At 54.3% G+C, this 24192-nt stretch carries 21 protein-coding genes; 5 read left to right on the top strand and 16 right to left on the bottom strand.

Annotated features, from left to right (window positions below):
* Window positions 1-3 precede the first annotated feature (3 nt).
* From N0M98_RS04140 to N0M98_RS04130, 3 genes are read right to left on the bottom strand one after another with little or no spacing between them, the layout of a single operon-like run.
* The gene (locus tag N0M98_RS04140) at window positions 4-2931 is read right to left on the bottom strand and encodes an ABC transporter permease (RefSeq protein ID WP_249862608.1); all 2928 of its coding nucleotides are present in this window, start codon (window positions 2929-2931) and stop codon (window positions 4-6) included.
* On the bottom strand, window positions 2931-4055 hold the full coding sequence (locus tag N0M98_RS04135) for a permuted SH3 domain-containing protein (protein WP_249862607.1): 1125 nt from the start codon (window positions 4053-4055) through the stop codon (window positions 2931-2933). Before N0M98_RS04135 ends, N0M98_RS04140 begins: the two co-directional genes overlap by 1 nt.
* Window positions 4015-4875 carry an ABC transporter ATP-binding protein gene (locus tag N0M98_RS04130; RefSeq protein WP_259617033.1) on the bottom strand — a complete coding sequence of 287 codons (861 nt, stop codon included), beginning with the start codon at window positions 4873-4875 and terminating at the stop codon, window positions 4015-4017. The genes N0M98_RS04135 and N0M98_RS04130 overlap by 41 nt, the downstream gene beginning before the upstream one ends.
* A 224-nt stretch (window positions 4876-5099) precedes the next feature.
* On the opposite strand from N0M98_RS04130, the gene N0M98_RS04125 reads away from it, so the two are divergent.
* Complete coding sequence (locus N0M98_RS04125; protein ID WP_259617032.1) at window positions 5100-6827, top strand: PdaC/SigV domain-containing protein; 1728 nt, start codon at window positions 5100-5102, stop codon at window positions 6825-6827.
* 306 nt (window positions 6828-7133) lie between these two features.
* On the opposite strand, the gene N0M98_RS04120 is transcribed toward N0M98_RS04125, so the two are convergent.
* From N0M98_RS04120 to N0M98_RS04095, 6 genes are all read right to left on the bottom strand, one after another.
* Complete coding sequence (locus N0M98_RS04120; protein ID WP_259617111.1) at window positions 7134-7799, bottom strand: DnaD domain-containing protein; 666 nt, start codon at window positions 7797-7799, stop codon at window positions 7134-7136.
* A 118-nt stretch (window positions 7800-7917) separates the two neighbouring features.
* Complete coding sequence (gene asnS, locus N0M98_RS04115; protein WP_249862604.1) at window positions 7918-9216, bottom strand: asparagine--tRNA ligase; 1299 nt, start codon at window positions 9214-9216, stop codon at window positions 7918-7920.
* Window positions 9217-9252: 36 nt separating this feature from the next.
* Window positions 9253-10467 (bottom strand): acetate/propionate family kinase, encoded by a 1215-nt coding sequence (locus tag N0M98_RS04110; RefSeq protein ID WP_249862603.1) that lies wholly within the window; start codon window positions 10465-10467, stop codon window positions 9253-9255.
* Window positions 10464-11336 (bottom strand): 3-hydroxyacyl-CoA dehydrogenase family protein, encoded by an 873-nt coding sequence (locus N0M98_RS04105; RefSeq protein ID WP_249862602.1) that lies wholly within the window; start codon window positions 11334-11336, stop codon window positions 10464-10466. Before N0M98_RS04105 ends, N0M98_RS04110 begins: the two co-directional genes overlap by 4 nt.
* A gap of 201 nt (window positions 11337-11537) precedes the next feature.
* Entirely contained in the window at window positions 11538-12560 is a 1023-nt protein-coding gene (locus tag N0M98_RS04100) for a Gfo/Idh/MocA family protein (protein WP_249862601.1), read from the bottom strand.
* A gap of 34 nt (window positions 12561-12594) precedes the next feature.
* The gene (locus N0M98_RS04095; protein ID WP_249862600.1) at window positions 12595-13365 is read right to left on the bottom strand and encodes a sugar phosphate isomerase/epimerase family protein; all 771 of its coding nucleotides are present in this window, start codon (window positions 13363-13365) and stop codon (window positions 12595-12597) included.
* 128 nt (window positions 13366-13493) lie between these two features.
* Here N0M98_RS04095 and N0M98_RS04090 point away from each other — a divergent pair, with 128 nt between their 5' ends.
* The 3 genes from N0M98_RS04090 (at window position 13494) to N0M98_RS04080 (ending at window position 16086) form a co-directional block, all read left to right on the top strand.
* Window positions 13494-14315 carry a helix-turn-helix domain-containing protein gene (locus N0M98_RS04090; protein ID WP_249862599.1) on the top strand — a complete coding sequence of 274 codons (822 nt, stop codon included), beginning with the start codon at window positions 13494-13496 and terminating at the stop codon, window positions 14313-14315.
* A 358-nt stretch (window positions 14316-14673) separates the two neighbouring features.
* Window positions 14674-15933, top strand: coding sequence for an MFS transporter (locus N0M98_RS04085; RefSeq protein WP_259617031.1), 1260 nt, complete (start codon window positions 14674-14676; stop codon window positions 15931-15933).
* Window positions 15934-15978: 45 nt separating this feature from the next.
* Window positions 15979-16086 carry a DUF2992 family protein gene (locus N0M98_RS04080; RefSeq protein ID WP_249862597.1) on the top strand — a complete coding sequence of 36 codons (108 nt, stop codon included), beginning with the start codon at window positions 15979-15981 and terminating at the stop codon, window positions 16084-16086.
* A 172-nt stretch (window positions 16087-16258) separates the two neighbouring features.
* Here N0M98_RS04080 and N0M98_RS04075 read toward each other — a convergent pair whose 3' ends face one another.
* From N0M98_RS04075 to leuC, 3 genes are all read right to left on the bottom strand, one after another.
* Entirely contained in the window at window positions 16259-17626 is a 1368-nt protein-coding gene (locus N0M98_RS04075; RefSeq protein WP_259617030.1) for a UTP--glucose-1-phosphate uridylyltransferase, read from the bottom strand.
* A gap of 178 nt (window positions 17627-17804) precedes the next feature.
* Entirely contained in the window at window positions 17805-18410 is a 606-nt protein-coding gene (leuD, locus tag N0M98_RS04070; protein WP_259617029.1) for a 3-isopropylmalate dehydratase small subunit, read from the bottom strand.
* A gap of 31 nt (window positions 18411-18441) precedes the next feature.
* The gene (gene leuC, locus N0M98_RS04065) at window positions 18442-19860 is read right to left on the bottom strand and encodes a 3-isopropylmalate dehydratase large subunit (protein ID WP_249862594.1); all 1419 of its coding nucleotides are present in this window, start codon (window positions 19858-19860) and stop codon (window positions 18442-18444) included.
* 194 nt (window positions 19861-20054) lie between these two features.
* Here leuC and N0M98_RS04060 point away from each other — a divergent pair, with 194 nt between their 5' ends.
* Window positions 20055-20957: a LysR family transcriptional regulator gene (locus tag N0M98_RS04060; protein ID WP_249862593.1), complete on the top strand. Its 903-nt coding sequence runs from the start codon at window positions 20055-20057 to the stop codon at window positions 20955-20957.
* Between the two features lie 71 nt (window positions 20958-21028).
* Here the strand turns inward: N0M98_RS04060 and N0M98_RS04055 are convergent, their stop codons facing one another.
* The 4 genes from N0M98_RS04055 to N0M98_RS04040 form a co-directional block, all read right to left on the bottom strand.
* Window positions 21029-21553, bottom strand: a complete 525-nt coding sequence (locus tag N0M98_RS04055) for a GrpB family protein (protein WP_259617028.1) — start codon at window positions 21551-21553, stop codon at window positions 21029-21031.
* 103 nt (window positions 21554-21656) lie between these two features.
* Window positions 21657-22139 (bottom strand): GNAT family N-acetyltransferase, encoded by a 483-nt coding sequence (locus N0M98_RS04050; protein ID WP_259617027.1) that lies wholly within the window; start codon window positions 22137-22139, stop codon window positions 21657-21659.
* Window positions 22140-22311: 172 nt separating this feature from the next.
* Window positions 22312-23109: a carbon-nitrogen family hydrolase gene (locus N0M98_RS04045; RefSeq protein WP_259617026.1), complete on the bottom strand. Its 798-nt coding sequence runs from the start codon at window positions 23107-23109 to the stop codon at window positions 22312-22314.
* Between the two features lie 57 nt (window positions 23110-23166).
* Window positions 23167-23955 carry a class I SAM-dependent methyltransferase gene (locus tag N0M98_RS04040; RefSeq protein ID WP_259617025.1) on the bottom strand — a complete coding sequence of 263 codons (789 nt, stop codon included), beginning with the start codon at window positions 23953-23955 and terminating at the stop codon, window positions 23167-23169.
* Window positions 23956-24192: the final 237 nt, after the last annotated feature.

Raw genomic sequence — 24192 nt, 5'->3', positions numbered from 1 at the left:
CGTTTATTTCTCCTCTCCGAGCTTCACGGCCTGATGGACGCGCAATCTGCGGATATGCAGGAATAACAGCGTCGCCCCGGTCAGCATCATAAAAGCTACGACAATGTAGAGCTGATCCGTATCCCGCGCATTGAACACGACACGGAACGGAGGCACCTGGGTTTTCACATTTTCCGCGGTCTGCAGAAAAGGCAAAAACACGTAGCTGGTCAGCTTGCCGATTCCGATCCCCAGAGCGATCGATAATCCGGCGGTAAAGCCCTGCTCCAGCAGCAGCATCCCCGTCAGCTGTCTGCGGGACAGTCCCATCGCCCGCAAGACGCCGAACTGAACGACGCGGCTGGATAAATTAAAGAACCAATATAAGATATAACCGATCAACGAAACAAAGACGGATACGAGGAAGCCCAAGCTTAAGATGCCGAATACGCCGCCCCGGGCCGGATGCTTCTTCTGGATGATCAGTTCGTTGCGAACGTCCTTGACGCTGGCGATGTCGATCTGCTTTTGATTCAGCGCTTCGAGCAGCGGAGCGACCTTGGCTCCTTCCTTCATCTTCAGCCATACTTCGTAAGGAGTGACCGGCGCCTGATCGTAAATATAATCGAGATTCGCGATGAAAAACGGCATCTGATCCGGATATTGACTGGGCCAATACGGCACCGTCGCCACAACGACAAACTCGACCAGCTGCTGCTGTACGGATATGCTGATAATGTCCCCTTCCTTGATATGATTCTTTTCGGCAAACGAAGTCGGGATAATAACGGCTTGCTCATACGTGCCCAGCAGGTTTAAATAATAATTCGGGTGGATCTTAAACAAATCCTTCCTGTACCAGAACACTTTGGAAAAGTCGGCATTATCGACCCCCATTAGCATGCCTTGCCCTAACGATTTGCCGGACATGACCACATTGCCTTTGGTCTTCAGCACGCGGGCCGCCTGTTCAACCCCTTCGAGCTGTTGAAAAATGATGAACGGAGGCTCGATATACCGCTGCTTTCCCGGAGGCTCTTCCATGCCGCTGCCTTGGCCTCCGCCCGGGAGTCCGCCGCCCTGAGCTCCTCCCCCTGCGCCGCTTCCGGAGCCGCCGCCTCCCGTATTGCCGCCAGCGCCGGAGCCGTTGCCGCCTCCTTGCCCTCCGGTTTGATCTTGCGGCAAATCGTCGGACACCGCAGTCCATACCGGCTGCATGATCACGTCCGTACCATAGCTGTAAAGAATGCGGTCCGTTGAGTTAAGATCGATCGTTCTTGCCGCGGATGAATTATATACTCCGAGACCGAGCGTAAGAATAAGCAGCAGCATGAGCGGATAATAAGCCATGGCCGAACGGGACAGCTGGGTGAGCGTCAAGTAAACCGGCACCGGCAAAAATCGTTTGCCTATCCAGTTCCACAGCCGCAGCAGCCATGGGAACAAGCGCAGAAAGAACAAGCCGAGCGCAATGATCGACAGCGCCGGGACGAAAAACAGCAGCGGATGCACCTGCAGCTGATCCGTCGTCAGTCCGGTTTGCACGGACAGTACCTGCCGCTGATCGAACAAATAGTAGCCGTAAGCGACGACGCCGAGCAGCAGCACATCCAAAAACCATTTTTGCCAAAACGGGGCGCGGTCCGCGCGCGCAAGCTTCTGCTTGTAGCTTACGATCGACGACTTGGCGTACACGACGGCCGGGATGACGCTGGCCATCAGCGCGATCAGCACCGCAACGCCTCCATAGATCAGCGCTTCGGCCGAAACGCCTACCGGAACGGACTTGCGGTCGACGAAAGTCAGAAAGCCGCTGGAGGAACCGATGCTTTTGGCCATAAACCATCCGAGCATCGGGCCGACGACCAAGGCGATGGCGCCGAGCAGCAAGCCCTCCAATATGTAGATGAAAATAATCTGCTTCGTGCTGCCTCCCCGGCTGCGCAGCACTGCGATGACGCTTCGCTGCCGCTCCAGCGATTGCCGCGCATTCATAACGATATAGTAGAATACCATCGCAATCATCGGCGCCGCCAGCGTAAACAGCAAGATTTGCAGCTGCAGGCTTTGCGTTTTGAATTCCTGCAAAATCGGAATAAACGACAAGTCCACGCGCGTGTTTTTCAGCTTCTGATATAAAATAATGTCCAGCCTCTCCAGCTTCGATTCGAGCGGAGAAAGCTGACTCGTTTGTATTTCCTTCAAATCGAAGGCGTAATACCAGTTGCCTAAATTAAGCGGAATATTTTTTTGCTTCAATATGTAATCCTGAAATCCGGTCTCGCTCATGAAAAAGGAATTAATAATGCCTTCCATCCCTTGAAACCAGTAAGGGTCCTGATCGTCCTTGGGAACGACGGTACCTACCACTTTGATCTTCAGCGGCGCAATGCCGAGCCCACCGGAGATCGGATAATTGAACACGTCCCCGACATGAATGTCGTTGCGGTACATCGCTTCTTCCAAAATGACCGCCTCGACGACGCCGCTTTGCACCTTATCGGAAAACCACTCGCCCTGCTTCAGCTCCGTTCGCTCCTTCAGCTCGTTTTGCGCGAGCAGCGTCATCTGCCGTTTTTTGCTCGGGTCGACCTTCGTCGGATCTTCGGGCGTCAGTTGGGAAGCGCGGATCGAATAGCTTCTTACGTATGCGTCATAAGGGAATGCAATATCTTTGGGTAAATCGTTCGTTATGTATTGGTCCGCATCCTTGAGCGATTCGAGATCGGCCCGATCCGAACCGGTCGCCTGGTACCGGATTAATACGGAGCCTGCCGGCAGTCCGCCGCTCTTCTCCTCCAATGACTTGGAGACGACGCGCTTTAAGGAGCCGTCGGAATACATCGGGATGCTCGTCGTAAACGCCACGGCCATAATCAGCCCGATCAGGGAGCTTAACGTCAGCCAGCGCGTATTCCACATTTTCCGGTATAAAAATCGCAGCATCGGCATTAGCGTCCCACAACCTTCTGCCCCGGCGTTAGTCCTTTCAGGATTTCCACTTCCGTCGACGTTTGCTGGCCGATCTCGACATCCACTTCCTTCTTGTTCCCTTGATCGTCCACAACCTGCACGTAATTTCTGCCCGAGTACGATCGCAGGGTCGAGAGCGGAATAACGACCGCATTTTCCTTGCGTTGAGTAATAATGGACACGCTGAGCGGCGTCCCCCGGTTCAGGCCTTCAGGAAACGGATCGAGCTGAACGACCAAATAGTTGTCGATGGAATCCGGCTGTTTTTGCTGACCGCTGCCGTTCTGCCCGCCGTAATACCCGTTGTTTCCGTTATTGTTGTTGTCGTCCGTCTTCGGATTCGGCAGCTGCAGCACCTTGCCTTTATGCTGGCCAGCCGAGTTGATATCGACGACCGCCTCCATGCCGATGGCGACCTTCTTCAAGTCGTCCGCACTCAAGCTCGCGACCACGGTCAGCTGATTCAAGTCGGCTATCGTGGCTACCGCGTCGTAGGCTTTGGCGGTATCGCCCTTTTGCAAATAGAGGGATACGATCGTGCCGGCATAAGGCGCCGTCAGCTTGGCGTTGGCTATGGTGTTCTCCAGCTTGCTCAGATCCTCGCGCTTCAGCTCGAAATCGATCTTCGCCTTCTCGATATCCTCGGCGCTCATCTCGTCGGCTTTGCGCAGCGTCTCGATCATCGTCAGCTCATCCCGGCGGGTTTGCAGCCTTTTCTGCTTCAGCTGGCTTTCCAGCTCGGTGACGTCCAGCTCGGCAATTACTTGGCCCTGCTCGACGTGATCGCCCGTTTTGACATTAATCGCTTTGATTCTTCTGCTCTCTTCGTCGGTAAAATACAAATCTTCCTCTTTGGTCCCCATCAGTCTTCCCGACCCGCGTACCTTCGTCTCCAGCGTTTCGGTCTTCACCGCGTACTCCGGCTTCTTGGACAGCTTCGGGGGAGTTACGACAGGCAGCGTCTCCTCTTCCGCCTCCTTCGGCAGCAAAGAGCAGCCCGAGCTGACCGCCAAAGCCGCGGCCATGCATGCGACCAGCAGCGGCTTCGTCTTGCTCCTCCTCCTACGTGTTGATGAACTTTCCATCCACCATTTCGAATACATGGTCAGCAACCTCCATAATTGTCGGATCGTGTGTTGTCATGCATATGGTCACCTTCTCGGTCTCAATGATGTCGCGAAACACCGACATAACCTGGGCTCCCATTTGCGAATCGAGCTCTGCCGTCGGCTCGTCGGCGAGCAGCAGACTCGGCCGATGCGCAATCGCCTTGGCGATGGCGACGCGCTGCTGCTCCCCGCCGGACAGCTCGAACGGACGGTGATGCATCCGTCTGCTTAAGCCGACAAGTTCAAGGCAGTGCGCAGCCCGCTGCTTCCACTCGGATCGCGGCACGTCCGCCATACGGAGCGCCAGCTCCACGTTCTCCCAAGCGGAAAGCAGCGGCATCAAAGCGAATGATTGGAAAATAAATCCAATTTCCTTGCGGCGAATTTGCGTCCGCTGATCGTCGCTGCACAAATGAAACGGGTGCTCCTTGAACACGATTTCGCCTTTGTTCGGCTGATCGAGTCCTCCGATCAAGTTCAGCAGCGTCGTTTTCCCGGAACCGGAACGCCCTTTCAGCATAATCAGCTTTCGCGGATAAAGCGACATGTTAATGCCCTTCAGCACGTGCAGTTGCTGCCCTCCCACCGGAAAGGAACGCTCGACTCCGGTTACCGTCAGCAGCGGTATCGTTAAATCGGCGGAGTCCTCCGCTTCCGCAAAGCTGCGTTCGAATGAAGACGGCGATGACTCGGCAATTGCTTCAGTATGTATCAACCGCGCGTCCGGCTCGCCATCGGCGGCGGCCCGAGGCTGTTCCTCGACGCTGCCGTCGGCCGGCAAGCTTTTGTTTTTGGGGCGAAGCCAACCAAGCATGATGACCCTCCTACTAATTGTCAACTCGACTCTATGTATCTATCAAACCCAATACTTCCAAATTATAGACGAAGGATAACCGCAAAAGGTTACACTTTCCGATGAAAAAGTTTATTTTTCGAAAAACCGATGTGCCGGAATTGTAACTTCCGCGTAACCAAATATAGGATGTCTTTGGCTATAATGGCCGTATGACGATCTAATTCATACAGGAGGTATATACCATGAAAACGCCATTTAAATTATTGTCTTTAAGCATTGCCGGATGCTTGCTTGCATCGTATTCGTCCAGCGTACTGGCCGCTCCCGCTGCCGCGGTACCCGTATCCGCTCCGGCGGTTGTCTCCGCATCCGTTCCTGCGAATGCTTCCCATATTCAGGTCAAGCCGAATGCAACCCAAGAGCATACGAGCGAGTATACCGCCGATCTGAGCGTTCCGGTCATCGAGGGGATGAAGGACACCGCCTATCAAACCAAGCTGAACAACGACATTTCCGCAAGCGCGCTGAAAGAGCTCGAAGACTTGAAAGCCAAAGCGCACGAGGACGCCGCGAACAGCAAACAAAGCGGCTACGAGTTTCATCCGTACGAGCTGTATGTCAGCTACGAAGTGAAAACGAACAGCAGCGGCGTTCTCTCCATTAAAATGTCCACCTACGTATTCACGGGAGGGGCGCATGGGCTGACCCGAATCGATACTTATAATGTGTCGGACCGCAGCCAAGCGGACGCTATCGAATTGAAGGCATTGTTCGGCGATCAGTATAAGTCGATCATCAATGAGCGCATCCAGGCCGATATCGCCAAAGATCCGGACAAATATTTCTCCGAGCCTTTCAAGGGGATCGCGGATGACCAGACGTTTTACATTGAGAACGGGGAAGCGGTCATCGTGTTCAGCCAATACGAAATTGCGCCTTACGCGTCGGGAAGCCCCGAATTCCGCATCGCCATTCCGGCCGAAGCGGGACTAACGGACTCGCTGATCCGCGTGACCTCCAAAAAAGTTCAGCAAGAAACCGATGAATATACCGCCGATCTAAGCATTCCCGTCATCTCCGGGTTGAAGGATAAGCAATATGAGGCGAAGTTCAATGACATGCTGGAGCAAACCGCGATGAAGGATTTGGACAGCATCGCATCGCAAGCGAAGGAAGGCGCGGCCGACGCCAAACAAAACGGCTACGAGTTCCGCCCTTACGACATCACGGTTACATACGAGATCAAATCGGACGGCGGAAGCGCCAATAACGACCGGTTTTCGCTCAAGCTGTCCACTTATGTGTATACCGGCGGAGCTCACGGAGGCACCCGCATCGACACCTACAACGTCTCCGACAAAGAGACGGCATCAAGCATCGGGCTTAACGATCTGTTCGGAGACAAGTACCAGGACGTCATCAACCCGATCATTCAGGCGGAAATCGCCAAAGCTCCGGAAAATTATTTTGCGGACGCGTTTAAAGGGATCACGGATACGCAGACGTTTTACATTGAAAACGGCGAAGCCGTCATCGTGTTCGGCCAATACGAAATCGCTCCTTATGCGGCCGGAGCGCCGGAATTTCGTATCGCCGTCCACGGCGGCCAACCCGGGACCGGAAGCGCGAAGCCGACAAAGGCTGCTGCGAACGGTCAGGAGTTTGCTCTCGTCACCGGCAGCGACGGCGTCGCGATGGCTCCGCTTCGCGGCATAGCCGAAGCATTGGGCTATACGGTCACTTGGTATGACCAATACCAGAGGGCGGAGCTGATCCGCGGAAACCAACTGGCCGTAATTACGGTCGGGGAAGATAAATATGCGGCCGATAAAGCGGACCCCGCAGCTTTAGGAGCGGCTCCGTATATTAGCCAGGAAGGCAGCCTGCTCGTTCCCGCCTCCTTCTTTACGGAAATTTTAAAAGCTTCCTCAACCGAAGAAAACGGTACGATCACACTCAGTCTGCAATAAAGGCCGCTGAGCCGGATGCTTTTAAAAGCCCGGTAAAAAGCGGGCTTCGCTAAGCGAGAGCAATCTGGAGAAGCTTTAGCGTTCGCCTTTGTTCCCGGATTTCCCCCGTTTCACGGGCTTACCTATTCAAGAAATCCGGGAACAAGAGCGATCCGAAAGATGCTTTCGCATGCGCAGTCGGCGTTCCCCCCTTTTTTTTAAAACAACAGCAAAAAACCTTTCGAGCCCGCAAGCCCGAAAGGTTTTTTTCAATGTCGTTTCAATCCTCTGGATGCCCGGCCGGCTTCGAACGGCATCCGTAATCCGCTACCGCATCGATCTGAACTTCTGCGAATGCTCCTTCGCCTGTTCCACCGTCGTAATGCGGTTGCGGCTCCATTCCAGCAAAATGCGGTCGATGTAGCGGAAGTGAACCTTGCCCGCAAACACCGCTTCCTTTAGTCCAGCCATAATCAGCTCTTCCGGATAGCGGTCCTTATCCAGCCAGCCCGTGATCGACTCCAGCTCCATCGGAGTTAACGGCCGCCCGAATTCTTTCTCGAACACCGAGAAAATATCGTTGCGGACCGCCGGCTCCTCGGGCTTCTTGCGCTGCTGTTCCTGCTCGTACCAGCAAGCGGCCAGCTTTTCGAACAGCGGATTAAAATTGTATTTCTCATAATGAATTCCGTTCTGGTGATCGACGGCCTCGTCAATCGCCAGCAGTCCGTCCTTCAGCAGCTTTTGCAGCGAGGCGATAACCTTCTCCGCGGACACGCTCATCCGCTCCTGCAGCTCTTCCAGCGTAGGAAACTCCTTATGCTCCTTCTCCATAAACGCCATGACGTGAATCATCAACAACACGTCGACTTCCGTCAGCTTCAGCTGATGATAATGCTTCAACAATAAATAGGGTATCCCTATACTGCCTTCGCGCCAGCCGGCCATAAAGGCGGCCTGCAGCTCCAGCGCTTCATTGCCGTATTGCTTCATCCGTTTCACCTCTCCCAACAACAGCTTAAACCGTTCTATGCTATTCATGATGTTCTATGCCGCTGAGTGCCGGCTTACCTGCCGAACACGGCTTATCCGCATACCGGGAGGAAGTCTCTTATGGGTACAGGCGGTACAATAATCTCGGGAATGGAATCGTCTCCCGCACATGATCCAGCCCGCAAATCCACGCCACCGTACGCTCCAGCCCGAGACCAAACCCCGAATGCGGAACGCTGCCGTACTTGCGCAAATCCATATACCATTGATAAGCTTCTTTGGACAGCTCATGCTGCGCGAACCGTTCTTCCATCAACTCCGGATCGTCGATCCGCTGGCTCCCCCCGATAATTTCCCCGTATCCTTCGGGAGCGATCATATCGGCGCACAGCACCACTTCCGGACGATCCGGATCGGGCTTCATATAGAACGCCTTTATTTCCGTAGGATAGCAGGTAATAAATACCGGCGTCTCGTACTGCTCCGCGATGGCCGTTTCATGCGGCGCGCCGAAATCTTCGCCCCATTCGAATTCGTGGCCGTTCTTTTGGAGAAACTCGACCGCTTCGTCGTAAGTGATCCGCGGGAACGGAGCCTGGATTTTCTCAAGTTTCGACGTATCGCGCTCCAGCACCTCCAGCTCCCTACGGCAGTGGGCAAGCACGGATTGCACGATCGAGGATACGAATTGCTCCTGTATTTCCAAATTTTCTTCATGAGTGACGAAAGCCATCTCAGGCTCAATCATCCAAAATTCGATCAGGTGACGCCTCGTCTTCGACTTTTCCGCGCGGAAGGTCGGTCCGAAGGAATACACCCGACCCAAAGCCATCGCCGCCGCTTCCATATAGAGCTGACCGCTTTGCGTCAAATAGGCGTCTTCGTCAAAATATTTGGTATGAAACAAATTGGTCGTGCCTTCGCAGGAGGAAGGCGTCAAAATCGGCGGATCGACCAGATGAAAGCCGCGCTCATCGAAAAACTGCTGGATCGCCCGGATAATTTGCGCCCGAATGACGAGAATGGCCCGCTGCCGCGGCGAACGAATCCACAGATGACGATGGTCCATCAAATAATCGACGCCGTGCTCTTTGGGAGTGATCGGATAATCCGAGGAAATCTGGATAATCTCGACCCCGGTTACCGTCAGCTCGTACCCGCTCTTGCTGCGCGAATCCTCCCTCACGGTGCCGGTTACGTACAGCGAGCTTTCCTGCGTCAGCTTGCCCGCCGCTTCCCATACTTCCGGCGCTACCTCGCTCTTGACGACGACAGCCTGAATAAATCCGGAGCCGTCCCGCAGCTGCAAAAACTGGATTTTCCCGCTCGACCGTTTATTATGCAGCCAGCAGCCGATAGTGACCGTACCGTCTTTATGCCGGTCGACATCGCGAATCATCGATAATTGTCGGCTCATTGCAAGACCATCCTTCCTCTATTTGGACTTAAATGATTATACTACATTGGTGCGAGCTAATATGAGCTCATGCGTATCGCGGGCGATGACCAGCTCTTCGTTCGTCGGAATGACCAGCACCTGTACGCGGGAAGCCTCGGTTGTAATGCGCCGCTCCCCCCGGTCCCGGCTAAGATTGGCCGCCTCGTCAAACTCGATGCCGAGAAACGTCAAATTGCCGCATACGGCGCCTCGAAGCGCAGCCGAATTTTCCCCGACGCCGGCGGTGAATACGATCGCGTCCACCCCGTTCATCGCCGCCGCATAAGCGCCGATATATTTGCGCAGCCGGTATTCGTACATATCAAACGCCAGCTTGGCACCCCGGTCGCCCGCTTCCATAGCCTCCAGTATTTCCCTCATGTCGCTGCTAATACCTGATATCGCAATCAAACCGCTATGTTTATTCAGCATCGAGTTCACTTCCCCGAGCGTCAAGTCCTCTTTGCCCATGGCATAAGGCACGATCGCCGGATCGATGTCTCCGCTGCGTGTGCCCATCATAAGACCTTCCAGCGGCGTCATTCCCATGCTCGTATCGTAGGATTTGCCGTTCCATACGGCGGTGCAGCTCGCCCCGTTGCCGATATGGCAAGTAATCAGCTTCAGCTGATCGAGCGGCTTCTGCAGCAGCTTGGCCGCCCTGTCGCTGACATACGCGTGGGACGTCCCGTGGAAGCCGTAGCGGCGGATTTTATGCTTCCTGTACAGCACCATCGGAATCGGATACAAATACGATGCGGCCGGCATCGACTGATGGAACGCCGTATCGAACACGACGACTTGCGGCGTCTGCGGCAAATTTTCCTCCACCGCATTGATGCCGAGCATATGAGCCGGATTATGCAGCGGAGCCAGATCGAACAACCGCCGGATTTCACGCTTGACATCCTCGTCGACGATAACGGAGCTTGGGAACGATTCCCCTCCATGGACGACCCGATGGCCTACGGCATCGATTTCATCAATCGATTCCAGCACGCCGTGCCGCTTGTGCACGAGCATCTGCAGCACCTTGCGAACCGCCGTCGTATGCTCCAAAATTTCCGCCACTTCCTGCTCTTCCGGCTTCCCCGCCGGTTCATAGCAGACCAAAGAGGAATCCATGCCGATTCGCTCGACCTTGCCTTTGGCAAGCACCGACTCGTCGTTCATATTGAACAGCTGGAATTTGAGCGACGAGCTTCCCGCGTTAATGACCAAAATATTCATACCCGATCACCGTCCCTATCATAGCGGAAAAAGCCATGCCCCGTCTTTGTCCCGAGCTGTCCCGCGCGCACCATCTGCTTCAGCAGCACGGCAGGCCGGTACTTGACATCGCCGAATTCGCGGAACATGCGCTCCATCGCCGCAAGCACGGAATCGAGCCCGAAACGGTCGGCCATTTCGAGCGGGCCGTAATGGAACGAATAACCGATGCGCATCGCCGTATCGATATCCTCTGCGCTGGCTACCCGCTCCGACAGCGTATGCATCGCCTCGTTAATTAAGACGCAGATAAGTCTAGTCGTCACGAAGCCGGGAGATTCATAAACCTGGATTCCCCGCTTCTGAATCGTGTCCTCCGCAAACCGTTTGGTAAAAGCAAAAGTCTCCTCGGATGTCTTCAGACCCCTTACAATTTCCACCAAATGTATTTTCGATACCGGGTATAGAAAATGGAGCCCGATGACCCGCTCCGGCCTCTCCGTCACCGCAGCGATTTCCGTCAAGCTGAGCGTCGACGTATTGCTCGCCAAAATGACATGAGGGGGGCAAATCGCATCCAGCTGCATGAACAGCTGCTTTTTCAATTCCAAGTCTTCATTTATCGATTCGATCACCAGCTCGCATACGGCAAGCCGGTTCATATCGGTTTCCTTGTGGATTCTCGACAAGATCAGCTTCTTCTCCGAAGCGGTTATCGCCCACTTCTCCATTTGCTTGTCGAGGCTGGCTTCGATATGTTCGAAAGCCTGCTCCAGTTTCTCGGCGGAGCGTTCGATCAGCACCACATCCAATCCTTGCCATGCCAACATTTCCGCGATTCCTTGCCCCATTGTGCCTGCGCCGACGACGCCGACTCTGCTGCAATGCATGCCGTTCTCCCCCTTAACCGCTTTCGCTGCAGAAAGATATAGTATATCATCAACGGTTAATTACTCTATAATGATGAATCAACCTGTTAGAAATATTATACACAACCGGAAGCGGAAAAGAAAAAATATTCATGTGGCATTGTTGTGACGCAAAAAAGGCCCGATACCGCATTCTAGCGGTCCGAGCCTTCCGGATCATGCTTATGACAGGGAAATAACTTTCTTCGTGTCTTGCGACTCGAACGCAGCCAAAATGACGTTCAGCGATTTCAAGCCTTCTTCTCCCGATATTCTCGGCGGCGTCTTCGTCACGAGACATTGTACGAACTCGTCGATCACGCCGCTCGTCGTTTGTTTCTCGTTCGTCGCCATAGCGCCGACCTTGTACTTCTCGACCGATCCGTCGCGCAGCTCGACGATGACTTGATCGTCCGGGTCCGTCCCGATCTTCATGACGCCGTTCTCGCACCAGAGCACCGTGCTGTTGTCGCCGCCTTTATAGTATGTCCAGCTGGCGACCAGCGTGCCGATCGTCCCGCTCTTCATGCGCAGCACGCAGGTAGCGTTATCGTCGACATCGGTTCCTTCCTTGTGCAGCGTATTGACGAATGCGGCCACATCGACCACCTCGTCGTCAAGCAGCCAGCGGATCAGGTCGGACTTGTGAACGCCGAGGTCTCCCATGGCGCCCATAATGGCTTCTTCCTTGCGGAAAAACCAGCTATCGCGTCCGTCGATGCTCCAGCCCTCAGGTCCGGGATGTCCGAAAGATGTGCGGAACGTCAGCACTTTGCCCATTTTGCCGGACTCCAGCAATTGTTTGGCTTTGACGTGAGGAGGCATCAAGCGCTGATTATGCCCCACCATTAAGTAAACGCCGTTCTTACGGGCCGCTTCGATCATCGCCAATCCCTCGGCCTCCGTCGTCGCCATAGGCTTCTCTACGAGCACATGCGCTCCTGCATTGACTGCGGCGATGGCTACCGGAGCATGGAGTACGTTCGGTGTGCAAACGCTCACCGCATCCGGCTTCTCGGCTTTCAGCATCTCGTTATAATCGGTATAGGCTTTGGCGCCGTACTGCCCGGCGTAATGCTCCGCACGCTCCATGATCACGTCGCAGAAAGCGACGAGCTCGACATTCGGATTGCCCGCATACTCCGGAATATGTCTGTGTTTGGAAATCGATCCGCATCCAACAACGGCTACTCTAATTTTACTCATGGTCATCTGGCTCCTTTATCAACGGTTTCTATGATTAAAATTGATTCAAGTAGTTCGTTTGCAGCCATTTCAAGCTGGTGGCAACGCTTTCGAGAGGAGGATTTTGGCAGCGGTCCTGCTCGACGATCAGCCATTCGACGCCGGCATCGGACCCCGCTTGAATCGTGGACGGCAGATTGATCTCTCCTTGCCCCAATTCGACGGTATTGATCTGGTTGTTAATCATGCCTTTGAAATCTTTCAAGTGCAGGAGCGGCAAACGGCCGGCATAATCGGCAATGTATTGCAGCGTGTCAAGGCCCGCATACTGCACCCATCCCGCATCCATCTCCACCAGAATATGCTCCGGCGCCGACGCATACAGCGCATCGAACACATATTGATCGCCGATTTTCAGCTCGAACTCGAAGGCATGGTTATGATAAGCGAACTTCAAGCCTTTCTCGTTAGCGCGGCGAGCGGCTTGACCGAGGAAGCCGAACAAGCTTTTCCAAGCTTCCGCATCTTCGCGTTCTTCGGCCGCAACGTACGGACAAATCAAATATTCCGCTCCGATAGCGAGCAAATAATCGATTTCCTTGTCCAGGTCGGCGCGCATATTTTGCAAGCTGACGTGCGCTCCGATCGGCTTTAAGTTCAGCTCGTCCAGCAGCTGCTTCATCTCCTCGGCGGACAGTCCGCCGTATCCCGCAAATTCAACGCCTTCATAACCGAGCTCGGCCACTTTGCGCAGCGTTCCGGTAAAATCGCTCGCCATATCGTCGCGAAGCGTAAAAAGCTGTAAACCAATGCCCATTCTTCTCATTCGTTTTCATCCTCCAAATAAGTGATCTATTTGATACCATTTTAATCGCAAATCCCCTATAATGACTATGAACGATGTGCTTGTAACATGAACTATTTGGCTATAAAAACATAAAAGGAGCCACGCTGATGCACTCGCAAATTTTATCGAGCGGCTATTCCTATCATTCTCAACGGTTTCAAACCGGCTACAAGGAAAGTATGCGTCATTATTTGTTCCGCCTGCAAACCGAAGGATGCTGCCAGGCGCTCGTTAACGGAACGATGACGCGGATCGAGACGGGCGACCTGCTGCTCTATCAACCGGGGGACGTGTACGATTTGCGGGTGGAGGAGCATGCGAACAAGCTCGGGCAAACGATCGTCTCCAGCGGCGATTATTACATTATGTGCAAGGGAGAATGGCTTGCCGCCTGGTGGAGAAAAAGCAAGAAGCCGCAGAAGGTGCGGATCGCCGCCTACGAACGGCTGCTGACCTTATGGCGCCAGATCGTTCTGGAAAAACGGCGGATCGAGGACGAGAATCCGGAGCTCTCCGATTATTTGCTGAGGGCGCTCTGTCTGCATATCGACCGGGCTATCGTCGAAACGCGGACGCTGCACGGAAGCTCGTTTCTTGCTTCGCGCATGAAAAGCTTTATCGAGGAGCACGCGATATTGCCGTTCAAAGTGGAGGATGTGGCGGCTCATGTCGGGCTCAGCGTATCGCGGGCCGTTCACCTCTTCAAAGAATGCTTCGGCAAAACGATGATTCAATACGCTTTGGAAATACGGCTGTCCACCTCGATCGAGCGAATGAATTATACGGATATGACGTTGGAGCAGATCGCCGAAACGTCCGGCTTCGGCAGCTATTCGTACTTTCACCGCGTGTTCCGCGACAAATACGGGATGACGCCCAAAGATTTCCGATTCCGTCAGGCCAAGGGCTTATTCTCCGAAGAATTATAACGAAATTTTCCTTGGAGCCCGGCGGGGCGTTATGTTATGCTTAAACGGAAATTGCTCATTATGCCTTGAAAGGGTGAGAAGCCGTGTACGATTGGAATCGTTTTCTGGGCCATGTCCGCGTCATCAAATTTACTGCAGCGCTAAACGGGATCAGTCTGCCTATAAACGGTTGTGCGGATCGGCGTCTTCTTCAGCCTGCAGGACGGACATGACGAGCTTCATTGCCATGCAATGAGCGAACCTTTGTCATCCTTGGGCCGCGGAGCAACGATCCGGGGCTTTTTTTATTGCCGGGAATCCGACATGCGTCCTTTTCCCGAGTATAAATCGGGGGAACCCCGAAAAAAGGATGATAAAAATGGATCGTAACCAAACCTCGAAGAACAGCCCTAAGGGGCATGGCCTGTCAAGAAATATTCCTCTATTTTACCTATATCAGCTCTGCAATTCCTTCATTCTCGATCGCGGTATCTGGATGCTGTATCTCGTATCCTGCGGATTTTCCCTGGCGGAAATCGGCGTCATCGAAGCGCTGTACCACGGCGTCGTCTTCCTGTTCGAAATTCCTACCGGCTACCTGGCCGACCGTTACGGCAAAAAATCGAGTCTGCTTATCGCCCAACTGCTCGGCATGCTGTCCGCCGGCTGCCTGATGCTTTCATCCGGCGCTCCTTTTATTATCGCAGGGTTTCTGCTCGGAGGGTTCGTCGGCACGCTGCAGTCGGGAGCGACAAACGCGCTGCTCTACGAAACGCTGCAGGTCCAAGGCCAGGAACACCGGTTTAAGCAGCGGATGTCTTACGGTTCGGCCATTATGCTGATCTCGATGGGCGTCAGCGGAAGCTTCGGCGGCTTCCTCTCGGATATGAATTGGGAATGGGTGTACGGAGGCAAAGCGCTCGTTCATTTGCTCACGCTGCTTATTTTGCTGCCGGTCATCGATCCCGTCACCTTCTCCAACAAACCGTCACCCGTGGGCGGCTCCACCCGAATTCGCCTGCAAGGGGTCACCGAATTAACGTTTGCCGGTCAGCTGAAGGTCGGCTATTCATTCATCCGCTCCAACCGTCCGTTTCTTACGCTAAGTTTGTTCGGAGGGCTGCTCTATTCGATGGCATGGTCGATTACGTTCTACAGCCAGGTCTTGTTCCAAAACGTCGGGTTTCCCAATAAAACGATCGGGACCTTCAACGGCATCGAAACGTGGGTGTCCGCCGCCATTACCGCCGCAGCTTATCTCGTGGAACGGCGCATCGGCAAAACCGCTTCGCTCCTCACATCGGGAATCGGCTTTACCGTGTTTCTGATTGTGCTCGCGGGAAGCTCGGGCGCCTGGCCCGTCGTCTTGTCCTTCTTCATGCTTTCGGTTTTTATCAGCTATCTGGAGCCGCTCTTGGAAGCTTATTTGAACGACCTCGTTCCCGCTTCGCTGCGCGCCACCATGCTCTCCGTATTCAGCATGATGATCTCGACGGGGATGATGGCTACCTTCCTCATCCTCGGCGTTTTGGCCGATCGCGGCGGCGTTTCGCATGCGATTCAGACGGTGCTCCTGCTCTGGGTTCCGCTGCTGATCGTACTGCTGCTATGGTGCTTGCGGCATATCCGCAAAGCGTGAAGACGGCAGCAGGTTATTGAATGAGCCGGCCCCCTTGCCGTATACTTGAATCAGGAGCGTAAAACCGAATCCAAACGCCAAAAAGAAGAAATGCAGGAGCGCAAATATGCGCTGAAGGTGCAGAAGGCAAAGCGAAAGCACCGCGGCAAATAAGCGCCGACTGCGGCGAAAGGCTGTCTTAAGGAAAATGAGCGCCGTAATCCCCGGAGAGGAACGGCAGCTCTTCTTCCCGTCAGGCAGCCTTTGCTTTGTCCCAGGCCGCCGCCGATTTGCCGCCAGGCGGGTGCAGCCTGAGCGCCCTCACCGCACAGGAGCGCTTTACACTTTACAGCCCGAGAGAGCGGAGAACCTGCGGGGTCAGCCCTTCTCCGGCATAGGAGACGAGCGGCGAAATTTCGACGCTGCGGGAGGCCAGAAGCTCTTCGGCCACGCCTGCCCGAAGCAGCCATTTGCGGTGCAAAGCCAGCGTCAGCTCTCTGGCCGTCGCCGGACTATCGGCCCCTTCTTTATTTTTGACGGGGGCGAATTCTTCTTCCGGGTTTACTTTAAGCACCGTGATCCGGTCTGCTAACGGAAACGCATCGAAGATAAACCGCTCGAATTTATAGGCATTCGGCCGATCCGGCACGATCCGCTCGCCGTCGCCGCCGATACAAGGTATCGCTTTATGCGCCATATCAAAGGGCAGCTCCGCATCAGCCGCCTTCTCGATAAAGTCGATCCGAAACAGCTGCATAGACACGTTACCCATACCGTAGACCAGCTTGCCGCTGCGATCCCGCTCGTTCATGACGCGCTCCGGAATCACGGTATACTCGACGACGGCCGGGTGCCCTCCGCGCCAGCACAGAATGCCGACCTTCTCTCCCGGATGCGACTTCTCCACCGCCTTGGCCGCAAGCGGGTGCCCTCCGCGCTCCGCCGCGCCGACGAACAACGGGTCCGCCACCCTGACGAGCGCATTGTCGACATTGTAATAAAACAGCCACCGGAGGCCGCGGAGCTTCATCTCCGCCAGCAGACCCGAACGCTTCAACGCCGCGAAACAATCGCCGTTGCCGCTAGGAGCAAGGCTGATCTCATCTTGGGCCGCCATCACGATTTTGCCTTCCTCATCCAGGGCGGGTAGCGCTTCCTGCTGAAAAAAACGGCAGTGCTCCCGCGGAAATCCGAAATAGCGGGACGCTTCAAAAAAGCGGACCGTCTCCTCATGATTTTCCGGACTCGTCATGATATACCAAGGAATCGTCCTGCCCGCACGGCCGGACAAATTGAGCAGCCGTTCCGCCTGCAGTTGAAACAGCGATTTGCCGGAAGGCAATCCGATATCGTACGTTCCCTTGGGACCGTCATAGCCGAGCCGGCTGCCCTGCCCGCCCGCCACCACAATGGCTCCGACCTTCCCTTCGCGCAGCAGCGTCCAGCCGAGCTCTTCGATATTCCGCCTCTGCTCCTGCGTAAGCTCTTCCAGGCTCAAACCGTCCATCGGCGCCATATGCTCCCCGGCAAGCCCCTCCTCCGTGACCGGCTTGATCGCGCCCCGAATCGCATTCAGACGAGCGTAGTCGATCTTCAGCACTTGCTTCAGCAGCTTTCGCTTCGATTCATCCGGCAGTGTATCGTAATAGCGAAGCAGATGTTCTTGCCCGTATTGACTTAATATCGCTTTCGCCTGTTCCAGTTGCCCTTCCACGAGAGCAGCCCCCCCTTATGCGGCATAGCATTGCCAGCCGTTTAAGACCATTTTACCATAAACTGGCGATAGGAAGAGAGCTTCCGTTCATTCCAGCCTCCGGAAACGGCTGCGCTGCAATGCCCGGACAACGAAAAAACTGCCCGGTTCCATGAACCGGACAGTCGTCGCGCAATGCTTATTTGTAAGCCAAACGGGCTTTATGTGCTTCCTCGTAAGCTGCAATTTTATCCGCATGCTGCAGCGTCAAACCGATGTCGTCCAAGCCTTGCAGCAGGAACTGGCGGCGGTGCTCATCCAGATCGAAATCGATGCTCAGGCCTTGATCGTCGGTGATCTTTTTGCTTTCCAGATCGACGGTCAGTTGGTAGCCTTCGGTTTTGGCCGTGCGTTGGAACAGTTCTTCCACTTGCTCCTCGCTCAGCTTGATCGGCAAAATGCCGTTCTTAAAGCAGTTGTTATAGAAAATGTCCGCATAAGACGGAGCGATAATGACTTTGAAGCCGTAATCCTGGATCGCCCAAGGAGCGTGCTCGCGGGAAGATCCGCAACCGAAGTTGGCGCGGGAGATCAATACGGACGCGCCTTGGTAGCGCGGCTGGTTCAAGGAGAACTCCTTGATCACTTCACCCTGCTTGTCAAAACGCCATTCAAAGAATAGAAATTGGCCGAAACCGGAACGCTCGATCCGTTTCAAAAATTGTTTAGGAATAATGGCATCTGTATCTACGTTTACGCGGTCAACCGGACCTACGAGGCCTGTATGCTTGCTAAAAGCTTCCATGTCGTTATTCTCCTCACTCAAATAAATTGAATTAAGCTTCCTGCTTCACTTTGAAATCCCACTCGCGAACATCATAGAAATGTCCTTTGATCGCTGCGGCCGCTGCCATAGCAGGGGATACAAGATGCGTACGTCCGTCGCGGCCTTGACGTCCTTCAAAGTTACGGTTGGATGTCGATGCGCAGCGTTGACCTGGTTTCAATACGTCCGGGTTCATCGCCAGGCACATGCTGCAGCCCGCATCGCGCCACTCGAAGCCAGCTTCGGTGAAGATTTTATCCAAGCCTTCTTTTTCCGCTTGAATTTTAACGCGTCCGGAGCCCGGAACTACGATTGCGGTCACATTCGAGGATACTTGATGACCTTGAGCTACTTTTGCGGCAGCGCGAAGGTCCTCGATGCGGCCGTTCGTACAGGAACCGATAAATACATAATCAACGGCCAAATCCGTCATCGGAGTACCTGGAGTGATGCCCATATATTCGATCGCTTTTTCAGCGGCTTTACGTTCGTTCTCCGTTGCGAAGCTTTGTGGGTCCGGAACAAGCGCAGTCACATCGGTACCCATACCAGGGCTAGTTCCCCAGGTTACTTGCGGAATCAGGCTGTCGGCGTCGAAATCAACCACACGGTCGTATACAGCGCCTTCGTCTGTAGTCAATTTCTTCCACTCGGCAACCGCTTCGTCGAATGCAGCGCCTTGAGGAACGTATTCGCGTCCGCGCAGGTATTCGAAAGTCGTCTCATCCGGAGCGATCAAGCCTGCTCTGGCGCCTGCTTCGATGGACATGTTACAAACCGTCATGCGCTCTTCCATAGACAGGTTGCGGATCGCTTCGCCTGTATACTCGATGACATAACCGGTAGCAAAGTCCGTACCGTATTTGGCGATAACGCCCAAAATCAAGTCTTTAGCCGTAATGCCTGGGTTCAGCTTGCCGTTGATGCGAACTTCCAGCGTTTTGGCTTTCGATTGCTGCAAGCATTGAGTAGCCAGAACGTGTTCTACTTCGCTAGTGCCGATACCGAATGCCAAAGCGCCGAATGCGCCGTGAGTGGAAGTATGGCTGTCGCCGCACACGATCGTTTTGCCGGGATGCGTCAAACCAAGCTCAGGGCCCATAACGTGAACAACGCCTTGATCGATGCTGTCCAAATCAAACAATGTAACGCCGAAATCTTTACAGTTTTGCGACAACGTGTCGATCTGCTGCTTGGAGATAGGGTCCGTAATATTGTAGCGGTCTTTGGTAGGAACGTTGTGGTCCATTGTAGCGTACGTCAGATCAGGACGGCGCACTTTGCGGCCTGTCAAACGAAGACCCTCGAACGCCTGAGGGGATGTCACTTCATGCACCAGCTGCAGGTCGATATAGATGATGCTAGGTTTGCCTGCTTCCTGATGAATGACATGATTGTCCCAAATTTTTTCAAACATTGTTTTTGCCATCAGTTTCACCTCATTGTCATGAATGCGAATCAATTCATCTCATGTTACATATACTAGCATTTCTTTATTCATTGATCCAAGATATAATATCTATAAGCTTGATAGGAAAATGTTATAATTGTGAAAACATAAATTCATCTTACTCTATCTTCTATTATAGCATTCGCCACCATATGAAAAGGAGCCATAAAATAATGGAACTCAGACAGCTGCAATACGCGCTGCAGATCGCCATTGACAAAAATTTTTCGAGAGCGGCCGAAAAGCTGCATATCGCCCAGCCCTCGCTCAGCCAACAGCTGTCCAAGCTGGAAAAGGAAATCGGCATCCTGCTCTTTCAGCGGACGACCAACTCGGTCGAGGTCACCTATGCCGGCTCCCTGTTCGTCGAAAAGGCCCAGGCCATTCTCGACATGGTCGAGCAGCTCAAGCGCGAAATGGAGGATATCTCGCAAATGCGCAAGGGCAAGCTCGTCGTCGGCAGCCTCCCTATTACGGGCGCTCACGTGCTGCCGCTGGTGCTTCCCGTCTTCCAGGCGCGATATCCCGAGATCGAGATTATGCTGGTCGAGGAAACGACGGCGAATCTGGAGCATATGACAGCGAGCGGCCAGATCGATATCAGTCTGCTGTCGCTGCCGCTAATGGACGATGCGCTGACCTATGAACCGTTGATCGAAGAGGAGATCGTGCTGGCCGTTCCGCCCCAGCATCGGCTGGCCAAGGCAGCGAAGGAAGTCGATGGAACCGTGCCTATCGAGGAGCTGCAGAACGAGCCTTTCATCGCGTTGAAGAAAGGCCAGGGCTTTCGCCAGATCACGCTGGAGCTGTGCCAGCGCTCCGGGTTCACCCCGCGGATCGTCTTCGAAAGCAGCAATATCGAAACCGTGCAGTCGCTCGTCGCCTCTGGCATGGGGATAGCGTTCGTGCCCCATATGGTATCGCGGGGAGCATGGAGCCAGCTGGCGCCGGGCTACTTGAAGCTGTCGCACCGGCCTACCCGAACGCTCGTCATCGCTTACCGCAAAGGGCGTTACATCTCCAAAGCGGTCGAAGCGTTCATGGGGACGTTCCGCGAGGTGGTGGAGCAGCAGTGACGCCGGTTCCTGACAGGCCTGCGTGTGCACGATACGATACGCATTCCGGAATGCGGCACAAGACGCATGGTCTACTTCCGGCTGCGCGCCGCCCATGAGGCGGCTTTTTGCGCTAGCCCGTTCACGAACTCCTGCTTTCCCTTCTGGTACAGCTTCGTATCGTGCGGAAATTGCTCGGCCAGCCGCAGCTTGAGCTCGCCGTACGCGGCCGCATCCTGCGGGTGCGCCGACAAGTAAGCCTTGAAATCAAGATGCGCTTGCACCGCCGGATGTCCTTCCTCGAACATATGCACATGATGCGTACGCCGGTCTCCGCCTTTCGTAAAATAGCGTCTTCCCGGTATGCCGTTCTCTCCTTTGGGTTCGAACCCGTAAGCCTTCAGCCGTTCATGACACGCATCCGCCGCTTCAATCCGCCGGAGGACAACCAGAATATCGACGATCGGCTTGGCATAACCGATGTCGGGAACGGAGGTGCTGCCGATATGATAGACGGCGACCGCTTCCTCTCCCAGTACGCTCTTCAAAAACTCGGCTGCCTCGGCATAACGAGCCGCCCATTCCGGCGTCCACGGCCGGATATCGGTTTGACGCATAGATCTCCCTGCTTTCTGAAAAGTGTGGCGAAAAAGTTAGCTGCGGTGCTCATTTGATCCTCCAATCGGCTTAATGGTACTGCGTCTGACGAGTGCGGCCCGTTTAAGTCCGAAACGTAAAGGTCGGCATCCCGCCATGGATGTCATAAGCTACTTCTCCCGAAGCGGAAGCCTCGATGACCGACCGCCAAAAAGCCGCCGCTCCGTGATTTTTCTCCAAATGAGCTACCTTCCATCGTCCCGGAAACGCGGTAAACAGCTTATGCGCCGCAAACCGTCCGATTCCCCGGCCGCGGTAAGCGCGCATGACGAAAAACTCGGCGATCGAGCTATGAAGCTCCTCACCCGCCGTTTCCTCCAGCTTTCGCACCAGCGCGAAGCCCGCCAGCTTGCCGTCCGCTTTCAGAAAGTAAGCGTACCTCCCCTCTTCCGTCCAGTAATGATCGATATAGCGGTAACCGAACAATCCGTGCTCGTTGACATCGCCTTCTTCCTCGAACTCGCTCATATCATGCTGATACAGCTCCATCAAATGCTGCAGTATCGACTTCTCCTCATAAGATATCGGATGCAGCTCCATTCGCATGCGACGTCTCCTCCTTTGTTGTCATAAAGTAACATTAACAGGAATCGGCAAAAAATGAAAACAGGGAGCCCTGTCATCGGTCGTTCGCTGGAAACGGATGAATATCGCTCCCCTTGATAACCAAAAAGCAGCCCTTTAAGAGCTGCTTCCGATATTGTAGCTTCCTGATTTGTTAATACAACGCAGGCCTGCGGTCTTCGAACACAGGAATTTTGCCGCGCACCTGGCTCACCAGGTCCAAATCGATTTCGGCCCGAAGAATCGCTTCGGATTCATCGCCTTCCACCAGCACTTCTCCCCATGGATCGATCACCATCGAATGGCCGAAAAACTCCGTCGTCCCGCTGACGCCGACCCGGTTGCAGGAGATGACGAACATCTGATTCTCGATAGCGCGCGCGGTCAGCAGCGTACGCCAATGATGCAGACGCGGGTTCGGCCATTCCGCCGGAACGAACAGCATTTGCGCACCGCCCAGCGCCAGCTTGCGGCTTAGCTCGGGGAAGCGGATGTCGTAACAGATCATCATACCGGCAGGCACGCCGTCCAGCTCCAGCTGTCCGATATGTCCGCCTTCCTTCAAATATTTCTCCTCATCCATCAACCGGAACAAATGGATTTTCGAGTAGTCTCCGACTTGGCGGCCTTCGCGGTCAAAGGCATAGATCGTATTGTAAATAGCGTCGCCCTTCTTCTCGGCAATCGAGCCTCCGACGATGTTCACGCCATGCTTGCGGCTGAAAGCGGACAGCAGCTCAATCGTCCTTTCTCCGGCGGTATCGGCCAACTCGTGAATGCGGTCCAGCGCGTAGCCCGTATTCCACATTTCGGGGAACACGATCACATCGGGCTTCGCCGTTCCTCCCACCGCTTCGTTCAATAAAGTTTCCAGCTTGGCGAAATTGTTCTCCGGCTCTCCGATGGCGATGTCCATCTGCAGCAGCGCGATATGCCAACGTTTTTGCGTCATACCCAATCACCTTTCATTAGTTCGGTATCCCAATCATAGACGATGCGGGCGTGAACTTCAATGCTTCCGGGCGATCCAGACCGTCCAGCGATCCTTGTCCTCTATCGGCTGTTCGTCCTCGCAACCCGTCCGCTCCCGGATGTAATCCGTCAGTTGAACCAATTCCTCGTCCGACAGCTCGTGGAGGATCGTTCTTCCCGTTCTCTTCCGGATATCCGCGGCAAACTGATCGAACCTTTCGAAACGCCGGCGCGTCTCCCACAACGGAAGCTCTTTGACGGCGGAGAAGCCTCCCGCTTCGAGCGCTTGAACGACGGCAGACGATTCGTGCCGACGACCGGTTTCTTTGGCTATCAGCTTAGGAAATTTCTCAAAGAAATAGCCCCGGACATGCTCCGTACTGCCCTCAATCAAACTATCCTGCGGAGTGCGGTCCTGCACGATCAGCGTGCCGCCCGGCGCTAGAATCCGGTAAGCCTCGCGACAACAGTCCGCAAGCTCTTCCTTCGTTAAATGGTGAATCAGCGCACGTTCCAGCACGACGTCCAACGATGCATCCGGCAAGCCCAAAGCAAGCGCGTTCCCTTGTTGAAACTGCACATTCGTCAGCTTTGCGCAAGCCGCCGAAGCTCCTTCCAGCATAGCCGCGGAGAAATCGATGCCGACGACCGACTCCGCCCCAAGCAGCGACAGCGCCGCCGTGTAGATGCCCCCTCCGCAGCCGATATCGGCCGCTCTTGCTCCCGTCAGCTTCACGTGCGATCCGATAAGCTCCACCCAGCCTGGGTCCGCTTGCCGTCCCGTGTACATCTCCCGGTTGCTGCGGGCGTGAAAATTCATCGTCATTGCAATACGCCTCCTCTTTCACGCTTACGATGTTCCAGATTTAAACGCCTCTTTTGTTTCATACAATAAAACTATGAACCATTAAATGAAACCTGCTTTCTTTATATTACCATTCTTTTTCAATAAATAAAAGTAAAACGATCGGCGTTCTATACACTCCAATCGATTCGTGATACCATTAATTCTAGTCCGTTTTGAGATTGCCCGTCTATTACAAACTATCATTGGAGTGTGACA

This window comes from Paenibacillus doosanensis (genome assembly GCF_025060755.1).
In the GTDB taxonomy this organism is placed as follows: Bacteria; Bacillota; Bacilli; order Paenibacillales; family NBRC-103111; genus Paenibacillus_S; species Paenibacillus_S doosanensis.
Note: the sequence above shows the minus strand (reverse complement) of the source record. Positions and strands in the feature narration are given on the sequence as shown.